Raw genomic sequence first — 12,961 nt, 5'->3', positions numbered from 1 at the left:
ATATGGACATCCTGATTTGTGATGATGAGTCTCTAGCGATAGAACGATTGTCACGTTTAGTCACTCAACTTGGACATCATGTTGTGGCAACAGCAACACATGGTCGGCAAGCAATTGAGTTGGTTCAAAGCCTAGAGCCAGATGTCATACTATTAGATATTCAAATGCCTGAAATGGATGGATTAACTTGCGCGCAATATTTGCGTCAGTTAGATCCAATGCCCGCAATTATTTTTTGTACTGCTTATGATCATCATGCACTTGATGCGTTTCGATCAAATGCAGAGGGATATTTGCTAAAACCAGTTATGCAACAGGAATTGCAGCAGGTTTTAGATCATATTATTAAATTAACCCAAGCTCAGCTGAGCACGATAAAACAAAAAGAAAATATGGACGAAATCAAAATCAGCCGACATCAAATAGCGGCAAAAACCTATCGTGGTGTGGAATTGGTGCCTGTTGAAAATATTTACTACTTTTTAGCAGATCAAAAATACGTCACGGTAAGACATAAAAATGGCAGTGTCTTAATTGATGAGACGCTAAAAGATTTAGAAAATGAATTTGGTGATCGTTTTATACGTATCCATCGTAACGCTTTGGTTTCTATTGGTTTTCTAGATGGCCTTGAGGTTGTGAGTTCAGGTCAATACCAAGTGCGTTGTCGCGATCTGGAAGAACGCCTTGCGGTGAGTCGCCGTCATTTGCCAAATTTACGTGAGCGAATTCAAAAATTATAATGCACACGCGTATTTTCAAATTTAAATATGCTTGCATTTTAAAGTGAGCAGGTTAAGTTTAGAATAACGCTTAAACAGACTGCATTTTAAATTTTATGAAAATCCTCAAGATTGCAACTCGACAAAGCCCGCTTGCATTATGGCAAGCGGAACATATTCGTGCGCGTTTAGAAGCACTCCATACCGATTTAAAAGTTGAGTTGGTTACTTTTGTCACTCAAGGTGACAAAATTCTTGATACACCTTTGGCTAAAATTGGTGGTAAAGGATTATTCGTAAAAGAGCTTGAAGCGGCCTTATTAGATGGTCGTGCAGACTTAGCGGTGCATTCAATGAAGGATGTGCCGATGGCGCTGCCTGAAGGATTAAATTTAGCGGTAATTTGTGAACGTGAAGATCCGCTCGATGCTTTTGTTTCGAATACCTACAATCATTTTGATGAGCTACCACAAGGTGCAAAAGTCGGTACATCAAGTCTACGCCGTAAATGTCAGATTTTAAAACAACGTCCTGACCTTGAGATTATTGATCTGCGTGGCAATGTGGGTACACGTTTATCAAAATTAGATGCGGGTAACTATGACGCCATTATTTTGGCGAGTGCAGGTTTGAAACGTTTGGGTTTGGCCGAGCGTATCCGTCATACCATCCAACCGGAATTTAGTTTACCAGCAGTAGGTCAAGGTGCATTGGGGCTAGAGTGCCGTACCGATGACCAAGCCGTTTTAGATTTTATTCAGCCTTTAATGCATAGTGAAACTAATGCATGTGTACGTGCAGAACGTGCTTTCAATGCGTATTTGGAAGGTGGTTGCCAAGTTCCAATTGCAGGTTATGCAGTACTGCAAAATGGTCAAATTCACTTAGAAGGTCGTGTCGGCAGTGTGGACGGTAAAACATTACTGAAAGCACAGCAAATTGGCGCAAGCGAGAACGCTGAACAACTTGGTGTTGCCTTAGCACAAGAGCTTTTAGCGCAAGGTGCTGGTGATATTTTGAAGGCATTGTATTAATACATGTTGTTTATCAATACACGCCCTCAAGATCGTGCAGCGGTTCTCACTGAGACTTTGCAACAGGCCGGAGTGCGTGTACTAGAGCTTCCACTCCTTGAGTTAAAAGCTGCCCCATGGTCACAAGATTTGGCGCAGCTATATTCAGCCCTTTTGTATGCGCAAGTCATTGTTGTGGTGAGTCCTTCTGCCGTACATATGGGAATGGCTGGATTGGCTCAAGCGGGACTGAAGATTGAGCAATTAAAGCAGATTCATTGGATTGCTGTAGGACAGGCAACTGCAAATACATTAGCGGATTACGGTATCAATAGTGCAGTTCCAGAAGTCGAAACTTCAGAAGGCATGTTGAGTTTACCGATTCTAGAACAATTGGCTGCTGGTGCCACAGTTGCATTTTGGCGTGGTGAAGGTGGTCGCCAATTTATGATGCAGCAGTTAATTGATCGTGGTATTCATGTCCTTAACTTTGTTTTATACCATCGGCAATGTCCAACTGAAGCCGAACAAATTATTAAAAAAAATCGTACTGTTTTTGAGTCGTCATCTTCGTATTGTATGCTCGTGACCAGTGAAGCCAGTTGGCTCAATTGGTTGCGACTGATGCAGCCATATCCACAATGTGTTGCGGATGCATATTATTTGGTGTTGGGCGAGCGTCTGATGCAATTGCTTGAACATTACGGACAGCAGTCAAATTTAGAACTCAAAATACTGCAATTAAACGATTTAAATGCATTACATATTTTGCAGCAGGTTAGGCAGGTGCAGGGAAATACATGAAGAGGTTGGTTATTGTTGTTGTCATTGCCGCGCTACTTTGGCTGTTCAAGTTAAGTTTTGATGTTTATCAAATGAATGCCAAACAAACGGAGTTGATGCAGCAGCAAACGCAATTGCAGCAGCAAAATGCAGGTTTGAATGATCAGTTGGTTGCGATGAAGCGACAATATGATGGTCAGCCTGTAACTTCTTCACCTGCAAATCCGCCAGCAATGCAAGCAGATGATCACGTTGGTGTTCAGCCGATTACTTTGATTGGTCAGCGTTTAGAGTTGGTTGAGTTCGCATTACAACAGCAGCAATTTGGTGTGGCGCTAGAAAAATTGAATCAGCTAGATCAACAGCTGGAAATATTTAGTTTGGCACCCGCACTTAGAATGAGTCTGCATCAGGTGATTGCGAAAGATCGAGAGATGCTGACGCAATATGTGGTTGCGCGCCAAACTCAGCAAAATAAAATTAAACAAGTTTTACAGACACTGGATCAAGCACTGCAAAAAGAAATACAGCAGCCTTATCAAAATACACCAAAACAAAAAGAACAGTCATTTTTGAGTCGCTGGATTCAGGTTGAAGCTGTTGAACGGCCGAGTGTGGATTTATTACAACGTGGAATTGTCTTAAAAGAAATTCAACTCAGATTATTATTGGCTCAGCAAATTATGTTGAAAGGGCAGTATCCTGAATTTCAACAAGAATTGACTGAAATTATTCAAATCATGCAGCAATTGCCTGATCCACATTTAAAGCAGATACAACAAAAAATAGTGCAATTAAAAGAAACACCTGTTTTATCTGTTCCTCAATTAAATACCCGTGCACTTATAGGTTAATGGCGATGAAACAAATTTTATTGGCCTATTTATTGATTAGCTTATTTGCCATAGCCATTATGAGTGTATTGAGCTTCGGTTATGGTGCTGGTTATGTCTATGTTTACTGGCGTAATTGGCAAGTCCAATCCAATATTTGGTTTATTGTTTTTGTTTTAGCTTTAATCAGTTTTCTTGTTCAAATGCTTTGGTATGGGCTAAAGCGTTATTTAAGCCGTGAACAACGCAAAAGTGAAACGGTTTTTAATTTTAATAAATTGCACCCTTATGAGCAGCTCGCAGTTATTTGGTTATTGAATGCTGCACATGATCAAAAGGATTTTATTCAACAAGCATTTACTGAGTCCGGTTTATTAAAAGGTGTGATCGATGCACGATTATCTTGGATTCAGCAAGATTATCCAGCAGCATTACAGGCATTAAATCAAACCAGTCCTATGGCTTTTGAATTGGCTGAATTACAACGAATAGAAATTTATTTAGGACAAAATGATGGTGAGCAAGCATTAACGCATTTAGAGTTTTTAAATCAACATGAATTGTCACCATGGTTAAATAAAGTAAAAACTGCGTATGAACAGCGCTTGAATACCTTGTGGGGTGCCTTTGCTTTACAATTTCCATGGTTGTATTTACGCTCAACACGTTATGGCCATTTGGATGAGGTGACTAAGCAGGCCTGGTTGGCACAGTTATTACAAGCTTTTGATCAAGCAGATGTCGATGATTTGCAGAATTTAAAACAGCGTTACCATGATTTGCAGGATCAAATTGCCGAGAGAAATTATGCGGTCAAAGTGCTGTGGCTCAAAGTGTTATCTCGCATGCCGGATATGAGCCAAGAACATGAACGATTAGCTGTGCATCTGCTAGAACAGCAGTTTAATCAAGATGTGTTTTATATGTGGTTTCAGGCACAACTTCTCAAACAAAATCCTGACTATGTCGCGGTGGAGCAACAGATTGCGCTGTGGGAACAAAAATATCCTGCATTGCCTGTATTGAATTTTGCAAAGTGGAATATTTATAACGCAACCCAGCGTAGTGCAGAAGCGGATGCTTTGTTGGCACAATATCCTGATGATGTATTAATGAGCTATCTCAGAATTAAATCAGCATTAAATCAGCAGGATGATTTAATTCGACAATTAAATTTAATCTTTGAAAACAATGCGAATTTTATGGAAATAAAAATATAAGGAAATTGAATATGCAAGAATTAAACAACTATCCTGTGATATATGAACAAAAAGTTGCATGGGGCGATATGGATGCATTTGGTCATGTTAATAATGTGCATTATTATCGCTATATGGAAAGTGCACGAATTGCATATTTAGATTTGTTGAATATATTTAATCAAGATGTACTTACTGTTGTTGCATCAAGTCAGTGCAAATTTATTCGTCCTGTAATTTATCCAGATCAATTAAAAGTGGCAACGCGAGTAGAAGAATTAAGAAATAGTGCATTTCGTATGAGTTATCTATTATGGAGCGAGTCACAGCAAGCCTATGTAGCATCGGGTGATGCAGTTATTGTATGCGTCGATAATCAATTGATGCAAAAAATGGCGATACCTGAAAATATTAAACAACGTATTAAAGAAATTGAATTGACTGCTCAAAATAATATTTAAATACAAAAATGCATGATGAAATGAATATATTTGTGTTAATTTATTGTTGTGTAGCGTAAATTGTTTATTGAATAATTATTTTATTATAAATATTATGTGCAAGTTTTAAAAAGCAAAATAATACGATATTTCGGAGTAAAGATTATGCCTGATATTAGCAATCTATCAGTTGAAGAGTTAAAGAAATTACAAGTTGAAGCGGAAGCTTTAATTGCGTCTAAAAAAGACCAAGCGATTGAAGATGCGTATAATCGTATTTTAGAAATTGCTGAAAACTTAGATTTAACCGTAGAGCAGATTCTTGAATCTGGCGCGAACAAACGTAAAAAATCAACACGTAAAGCTGTTGAGCCACGTTACCGTAGTAAAGCGAATGCTGCTGATACTTGGACAGGTCGCGGTAAACAACCACGTTGGTTAGTTGCTGAGCTTGAAAAAGGCGCAAAACTTGAAGACTTCTTAATCTAAGTCTTTCATCAAGTCGTAACATCCTGAATCTAGGATGATGAAACCGAGCAAATGCTCGGTTTTTTTAGCTCTTTGAATTGGCTATGCAGAAAAAGTATGCATAATGTGCCTATAAAGAAAAAAAGTTTAAATCATGGATGTAAAGTTGAAAGTTCGGTTGTGGTGGGATGATCAGTAAATCTAATAATATTCGATGGCTCATTTTCGCCATCCTGAGTTTTTTTATTTTTGTCTTGCTGCAAGTCCCAGCAGCATGGTTGATCACAAAATTTTATAAAAATAATCAAATGTTGCACAACGTTAGCGGCAATATTTGGCATGGCCAAGCGGATTGGACCAAAGGTAACCTTAAAGGTTCTTTAAATTGGAAGACACGACCTTGGGATTTGATCTTATTGCGTCTTGGTGCAAATGTTGAAATTCATAGCGGTAACACCAAACTACAAGGCGTAGTGGGTTATGGCTTGGGTAAAGCCATCACCATTAAAGCGTTAGAAGGGCAAATTGCACCTGAAACATTAAAAAGTTTTGCCCAATGGCAATGGCCAATCAATGCGATCCAGCTGAAAGACGTGCAGTTTAAATACAAGCCGCAACATGGATTTAGTGCTACGGATGGTGAATTACAATGGGCGGGTGGAGATCTTGGTTTTACCTTTGCACAGCGCCAAGAGTCGATGAATATTCCTGTTTTGATGGCCAAATTAAAAGATGATAACGGCAAGTTAACGATTGATGTGCGGGATCAACGTGAACAAAAAATGATGAATTTGCAGCTTGAGCCAGACTTGATGTTAGATGTGCAGCTCACGCAGCGGTTTTTGATGAATGTTGCATCCTATGAAGGTAAAGCTGGTCTTGATACTTATGTGATTAGTTCACGTCAGCCTTTATTAGCTGGGGTGAACTAATGCGTAATTATGTAGACACAATGCGCGAATTGAACTGGAAGCAAGCTGATCGTATTGCTCCATTGGTCTTGGCCTTATTAATCTTATATTTGTGCTGGAAATTAGCAGCATTTTTTTGGCTATTGATTGCGCCACCTCAGGCTATGCAAATTGAGCGTGTTGAGCTAGGTTCTGCTCAAGTGCAAGTACCGAATATTAGTTCGTTTGCGTTGTTTCAAGAACAATCATCAAATGCAGCAAACGAACAACTTAATATGGTGTTACAAGGTGTGGTGGTTGGGCAGCCAAGTCGCTATTCATCTGCAGTGATCAAAATTAATGAAAGCTCAGACCGTTACTTGGTAGGTGAAACAATAGAAGGTTCTTCTTATCAATTGTCAGAAGTCTATTGGGATAAAGTGATCTTGCGTCAAGCCAATGGAGCAACACGGGAACTGGCATTTAAAGGCATCGAGAATGGGTTGAATCAGCCGATTGTCCCTACAGCCAATGCGACCAACAATGCAACGATGCAAAATAGCAGCACAGATAATAGCACCATGACATCAAATACAGCACAAGGTCAGACACAAACGGCGATTGGGCAAGCAGTTCAGCGCATGGCTGAAAACCGTGAACAATATATGCAAGAAATGGGAGTTACCCCTTCAGGAAGTGGTGGCTTTGAAGTGACAAGCCGCACACCGGCCGCATTAAGAAATAAGCTTGGATTGCAACCAGGTGACCGTATTATGTCTTTAAATGGGCAAAGCGTAGGTCAGGGGCAATCAGAAGCGCAATTATTAGAACAAGCCCGCCGTGAAGGGCAGGTGAAACTTGAAGTAAAACGTGGTGATCAAGTGATGACCATACAACAGGATTTTTAGTGATGATTCATCACTATATAGGGTTAGGAAACACAGGCGTATATGGCTTTTTTTAATAATAATCGTTCAACTCTAGCTGCCTATGCCATGTTGCCCTTGGCTGCGATGGTCAGTACGGCAAGTTTCGCTCAAACTTGGAAAATCAATCTACGTGATGCTGATTTAACAGCGTTCATTAATGAAGTCGCTGATATCACGGGGAAAAACTTTGCTGTTGATCCTCGTGTGCGTGGTAATGTCACAGTCATTTCCAATAAGGCTTTAAATAAAACAGAAGTCTACGATTTATTTTTGGGTGTTTTAAACGTTAATGGTGTGGTGGCCATTCCATCAGGCAATACCATTAAGCTTGTACCTGATAGTAACGTTAAAAGTTCAGGTATTCCTTATGATGCCCGACACCGTGCTTCGGGCGATCAAATTGTGACGCGTGTGATTTGGTTGGATAATACCAATGCCAATGACTTGATCCCTGCTTTACGCCCATTGATGCCACAGTTTGCACATTTGTCTGCAGTAGCGGGGACCAATGCGCTAATTGTCTCAGACCGTGCGAGCAATATTTATCAGCTTGAAACCATTATTCGTAATTTGGATGGAACTGGGCAAAATGATATTGAAGCCGTGACTTTGCAATCAAGTCAGGCGGAAGAAATGATTGGTTTGCTTGAAGCAATGAGCTCGACAGGTGCGTCGAAAGATCCGAAAGGCTCGCGCATTCGCCTGATCGCTGATAATCGTACCAATCGTATTATTATTAAAGGGGATACAGCGACGCGTAAACGTATCCGCCAGATGATTGAAACCTTAGATGTTCCTGCAGCGGATCGTTTAGGTGGGCTGAAAGTCTTCCGTTTAAAATATGCCAGTGCGAAAAATTTATCTGAAATATTACAAGGGCTAGTGACTGGGCAGGCGGTTTCAAGTAACAATAATTCGGCTAATTCAAATAATAATTCAACGAGTAACTTACTCAACGGCACATCTGATAATCAGTCATTAACAGCCAATAACAATACTAGTTCTGGGATTAATCTCAACAGTAATAATAATTCAAATAATCAAAACAGTATCAGTAGCTTTAATGCCAATGGTGTTAGCATTATTGCTGACGCGACGCAAAATGCTTTGGTGGTCAAAGCTGATCCGCAATTGATGCGTGAAATCGAATCAGCTATTCAACAATTAGATATCCGTCGTCAACAGGTATTGATCGAGGCTGCCATCATCGAGGTAGAGGGTTCCGATGCAGATCAATTGGGTGTGCAATGGGCATTAGGGGATATCAGTAGTGGTATTGGACTGATTAACTTTGATAACTTTGGTTCAAGTTTAAAAAATATTGCAGCAGGTTATTTGACAGGTGGTGCTGCGGGCGCGGGTAGTGCGGTCGGTGCGGGAACATCATTAGTATTGGGTGATTATCGAGAAGGAAGTGATGGTTCTCGTAAATTATACGGTGCCATGATTCAAGCATTAAAAGAAAAAACCAAGTCGAACTTACTGTCTACGCCGTCGATTGTGACCATGGACAACGAAGAAGCCTATATTGTGGTTGGTGAGAACGTACCCTTTGTAACAGGTTCTGTATCGACCGGTGCAGCAGGCGTTGCAAATCCATATACTACCATCGAGCGTAAAGATGTCGGTGTGACCTTAAAAGTGGTTCCGCACATTGGTGATGGTGGTTCGGTTCGTTTAGAGGTTGAGCAAGAAGTTTCAGATGTGAAAACCAATAAAGGTGAAGCATCTGACTTGGTGACCAGTAAGCGTGCCATTAAAACCTCCATTTTGGCTGAGCATGGTCAAACCATCGTTTTAGGTGGGTTAATTTCAGATAATACCCAGCATGGCCGTCAGTCTGTGCCTGGTTTAGGTTCGATTCCTGTTTTGGGTAAGCTCTTCAGTTCTGAGGGCAAGTCCAATGTTAAGCGAAATTTATTAATCTTCATTCATCCAACAATTGTAGGTAATTCAGCTGATGTGAAAAAAATGTCACAGCAGCGTTATAACCAGTTATATAGCTTGCAATTGGCACTGGATACCGATGGCAACTTTGCTAAGTTGCCTGAAAGTGTTGAAGATATTTATCAGCAACGTATTCCTGTGTCTAAAGGTGTTGCACCTGCACCCGTTCAGCCGGCCCCTGTTGCACAGCCACAAGTGACACAACCTGTGGTGACAACCCCTGTTGCGATTGAGCCACCTGTTAAGCGTCAAACAATTGCTGTACCAAATGGCAGTCGACAAACAAGTTCAAATTATCATGTGTTACCGACACAACCACAGTCCACAAAAAAAGTTACTGTTGCTCAATCTACCCACACAATGAATGTAAAGGTTAATGAATCAGTGTTAGTGCGGGAAATTCAGCAAAGTGTGGTGCAAAAAATTGATCAACCGATGGTTGTTGCAGGTTTATCTAGATCTTTTCAGTTGGATGAAGCATCAGCTTCTGCCAATAGAATGAATGATCACAAAGATGAATACCGAACCATACATTTGAACCCTGAAAATTTGTTAGCATTTCAAAAAAATCAACCGTTCACACAATCGACGCCAAGTTGTCAGAATGGGAATGGATATTCTCTGTGTTATGATTGATTTAGGTAAAGAGAGATAAGCTATGACTTGGAAAATTCAAGCGATTTCAGGTGATTTAACCGGTCAGGAAATCAGTATTGATCGCGATATGTTGGTGGGTCGCCACCAACAGGCCGATATTGTGCTACAACAATCTGAAATTTCGCGTAAGCATGCGGCATTTTTAATTAAAGAACAGGCACTCTGGTTGCAGGACTTAAACTCTTCAAATGGTACATTTATTAATGATGTGCGTTTGGATGGTGAGTCTTTATTAAAACAGGGTGATATTGTTCAGTTTGCGAGTTTAAAGTTTAGCGTGCTTGCACCTGCTAAAGCTGTTGATGTGCCTGTTGAAATACAGCAAAGCATTAATGAGACTCAAAGTGTTGAAGCTATTCAACAGCCAGCAGAAGCTGTGGCTGTATCTGAAACTGCGCAAGAAAAGTCTGCTGCGCAGCAAATGAATGATCAAGGCATGCCTGAACTCAAAGAACGTGATGGTTCGGTGCAGTTAACCCGTGATGGTATGCCTACGAATGTGGGTATTCCTAAGCCAGCACCAATTCCTGAAGGGGTTGATGTTAATGCGCCTGTGACACCCGAAGCCTGCAATGTTGAAATTCCAGAGAGCTGCGTTGAGCAAGAAAAAGAAGCGCAAAAAAATGCCTCTGTGGGTTTGATCTCTGTCATTGTATTGGTCATTCTTGCCATTATTGCATGGGTAATGTTCAAATAATTTTGGACAGCTCAATCAAAAGGCATGCATGAGCATGCCTTTTTTGTTTCAGTTTCAATTTAAAGAGGGTAAAAATGTTGGATGTACGCCTAGCAGATCGCCAAATGATTTTGTTTGATTTGGATGGAACCCTAGTGGATTCAGCTTCAGATTTATATCGTGCCATGAATATGAGTTTGAATACCTTGCAGTTGCCGCTTGTGACAGAAGTGCAGGTGCGTAATTGGATAGGTAAAGGAACATCGTTATTTTGTCAAAGTGTATTAGAACATTTGACTGGTAAGGTGGATGCGGCACAACATCATTTGTTACTGCAAACTTTCTTGAAAATTTATAATGCAGATCCTTGTGTGTTAACACAGCCTTTTGATGGCATCCTAGAATTTTTAAAATGGGGGCAAGCTGAGCAAAAGACTTTAATTTGTGTCACCAATAAACCTGAGCAGCCTGCGCGCAGCATTGTTGAGGCACTGGGGATGAATCAATACTTTGTAGATGTAATTGGTGGTGATCGCTTTGAAGAGCGTAAGCCGCATCCGAAACAACTTTTGTATTGTGCAGAACATTATGGTTTGCCGAAAGAGCAAATTCTAATGATTGGTGATTCGGTGAATGATGTTGAAGCTGCACGCCGTGCGGGTATCGATTGTATTGTGGTCAGCTATGGCTATAATCATGGGGAAAATATTCAAGATTGCCAGCCACAAATGGTGGTTGATAATTTAAAAGAATTATTGGGTTGAAATAAGCAGTGGGTAAGGACGTGGGAATGAGTGAGTGTGTAGTTTTTCGATGGCGTGATTAATTCAGCATCCAAAATAGCAAATGAAAATCAATCATACGAAAATAGATAGAGAAACAAGATGACTACACAAGCTCAATTTGAAGATTTAAAATCAGCAGGTTATAACCTCATTCCTGTGTATCGCCAGCGCTTAGCAGATACGGAAACGCCTTTATCTGTCTTTGCTCGATTAAAACAACATAAACAAGCCTATTTATTTGAATCTGTTGAAGGTGGTGAAAACTGGGCACGTTATTCAATCATTGGCTTAGGTGAATCGACCGTATTTTCTTGTAATGAAGGGCAATTAACGGTTCAACATACCAATGGTCAGATCGAAAAACAGGCTTGCTTAGATCCATTCCAATACATACGTGACTTCCAAGCACAGTTTAAAGTGCCGACACAGCAAGAGCTACCTGCACTGCCAAGCTTTACTGGTGGTCTAGTGGGCTACTTTGGTTATGATGCTGTACGTTATATTGAACCTAAGTTGAATAATGTCCCAGAAGCTGATCCAGTCGGCATTCCTGATATTTGGATGATGTTATCGAAGACAGTCATTGTCTTTGATAACTTAAAAGATACGCTGTTTTTAATTGTGCATGCAGATGTGAATGATCCAGCGGCTTATACCAAAGCACAAGCGCAGCTCGATGACATCGAAGCATTGTTGGCAACACCTGTTGTTTTGATTGCTGAAAAGCACACTGCACCAAATTTTGAATCTATTACAGGGCACGATAACTTTATTGAGTCGATTGCCAAGGTGAAAGAATACATTAAGGCGGGTGATGTGATGCAGGTTGTACCAGGGCATCGGATGGTCTCAGACTTTGATGGTGAGCCGTTACAGGTCTATCGTGCATTACGCCACCTTAATCCATCACCGTACTTGTTCTTGGTGCAAGGGCAGACTTTAGAAAACAATACACCTTTTCATATTGTTGGTTCATCACCAGAAATTTTATCGCGTTTAGAAAATGGTATCGCAACCGTGCGTCCATTAGCGGGTACACGCCCACGTGGTAAAACCAAAGAAGAAGATTTGGCGCTGGAAAAAGATCTGCTATCTGATGAGAAAGAAATTGCAGAACATTTGATGTTGATTGATCTAGGTCGAAATGACGTTGGTCGTGTATCAAAAATCGGTAAAGTTCACGTGACTGATCAAATGGTGATCGAGCGTTATTCACATGTCATGCATATTGTGTCAAATGTGCAAGGTGAAGTGCGCGATGATGTAGATGCGTTGGATGTTTTTAAGGCAACATTCCCAGCGGGTACGCTATCTGGTGCACCAAAAATACGTGCAATGGAAATTATTGACGAAGTTGAGCCGGTCAAACGTGGAATTTTTGGCGGTGCTGTTGGTTATTTAGGCTGGCATGGTGAAATGGACATGTCGATTGCGATTCGTACCTGTGTAATTCGTGAAAATAAGGTCTATGTACAGGCGGGAGCAGGGGTGGTTTATGACTCAAATCCTGAATCTGAATGGAATGAAACCCAAATAAAAGCTCGCGCAGTGATCAAAGCGGTTGAATTATCGTCAAATGGATTGATTTTGTGAGTTTTTCACGTTTTTTTTAGAAAAAA

The 12,961-nt window shown here is 40.6% G+C and carries 12 protein-coding genes and 1 pseudogene; all 13 read left to right on the top strand.

The features are described from left to right. Positions 1 to 2: 2 nt before the first annotated feature. The 13 genes and pseudogenes from A9J31_RS00415 (at position 3) to trpE (ending at position 12,935) form a co-directional block, all read left to right on the top strand. Positions 3 to 743, top strand: coding sequence for a LytR/AlgR family response regulator transcription factor (locus A9J31_RS00415; protein WP_067761397.1), 741 nt, complete (start codon positions 3 to 5; stop codon positions 741 to 743). 95 nt (positions 744 to 838) lie between these two features. Next, positions 839 to 1,756, top strand: a complete 918-nt coding sequence (gene hemC, locus A9J31_RS00410; protein WP_067761394.1) for a hydroxymethylbilane synthase — start codon at positions 839 to 841, stop codon at positions 1,754 to 1,756. A 3-nt stretch (positions 1,757 to 1,759) separates the two neighbouring features. After that, complete coding sequence (locus tag A9J31_RS00405) at positions 1,760 to 2,539, top strand: uroporphyrinogen-III synthase (protein WP_067761391.1); 780 nt, start codon at positions 1,760 to 1,762, stop codon at positions 2,537 to 2,539. Further along, positions 2,536 to 3,372, top strand: coding sequence for a hypothetical protein (locus A9J31_RS00400; RefSeq protein WP_067761388.1), 837 nt, complete (start codon positions 2,536 to 2,538; stop codon positions 3,370 to 3,372). The genes A9J31_RS00405 and A9J31_RS00400 overlap by 4 nt, the downstream gene beginning before the upstream one ends. A gap of 5 nt (positions 3,373 to 3,377) precedes the next feature. Further along, a complete protein-coding gene (locus tag A9J31_RS00395) occupies positions 3,378 to 4,571 on the top strand; it encodes a hypothetical protein (RefSeq protein ID WP_067761819.1) in 1,194 nt (397 codons plus the stop codon). A gap of 11 nt (positions 4,572 to 4,582) precedes the next feature. Further along, on the top strand, positions 4,583 to 5,011 hold the full coding sequence (locus A9J31_RS00390) for an acyl-CoA thioesterase (RefSeq protein ID WP_067761385.1): 429 nt from the start codon (positions 4,583 to 4,585) through the stop codon (positions 5,009 to 5,011). 141 nt (positions 5,012 to 5,152) lie between these two features. Beyond that, positions 5,153 to 5,479, top strand: coding sequence for an H-NS histone family protein (locus tag A9J31_RS00385; protein WP_067761817.1), 327 nt, complete (start codon positions 5,153 to 5,155; stop codon positions 5,477 to 5,479). 167 nt (positions 5,480 to 5,646) lie between these two features. Beyond that, positions 5,647 to 6,390 (top strand): type II secretion system protein N, encoded by a 744-nt coding sequence (gene gspN, locus A9J31_RS00380; RefSeq protein ID WP_067761382.1) that lies wholly within the window; start codon positions 5,647 to 5,649, stop codon positions 6,388 to 6,390. A gap of 20 nt (positions 6,391 to 6,410) precedes the next feature. Then, positions 6,411 to 7,256, top strand: coding sequence for a type II secretion system protein N (locus tag A9J31_RS00375; RefSeq protein ID WP_411691780.1), 846 nt, complete (start codon positions 6,411 to 6,413; stop codon positions 7,254 to 7,256). 42 nt (positions 7,257 to 7,298) lie between these two features. Beyond that, positions 7,299 to 9,354: pseudogene (gene gspD, locus A9J31_RS00370) on the top strand (type II secretion system secretin GspD); the annotation flags it as partial. Positions 9,355 to 9,882: 528 nt separating this feature from the next. Further along, entirely contained in the window at positions 9,883 to 10,578 is a 696-nt protein-coding gene (locus tag A9J31_RS00365) for an FHA domain-containing protein (RefSeq protein WP_067761376.1), read from the top strand. A 74-nt stretch (positions 10,579 to 10,652) separates the two neighbouring features. Next, entirely contained in the window at positions 10,653 to 11,321 is a 669-nt protein-coding gene (gene gph, locus A9J31_RS00360) for a phosphoglycolate phosphatase (protein WP_067761373.1), read from the top strand. 120 nt (positions 11,322 to 11,441) lie between these two features. After that, positions 11,442 to 12,935 (top strand): anthranilate synthase component I, encoded by a 1,494-nt coding sequence (gene trpE / locus A9J31_RS00355; RefSeq protein ID WP_067761370.1) that lies wholly within the window; start codon positions 11,442 to 11,444, stop codon positions 12,933 to 12,935. The last annotated feature ends 26 nt before the right edge of the window (positions 12,936 to 12,961 follow it).

The organism is Acinetobacter gandensis (assembly GCF_001678755.1).
GTDB classification, from domain to species: domain Bacteria; phylum Pseudomonadota; class Gammaproteobacteria; order Pseudomonadales; family Moraxellaceae; genus Acinetobacter; species Acinetobacter gandensis.
Note: the sequence above shows the minus strand (reverse complement) of the source record. Positions and strands in the feature narration are given on the sequence as shown.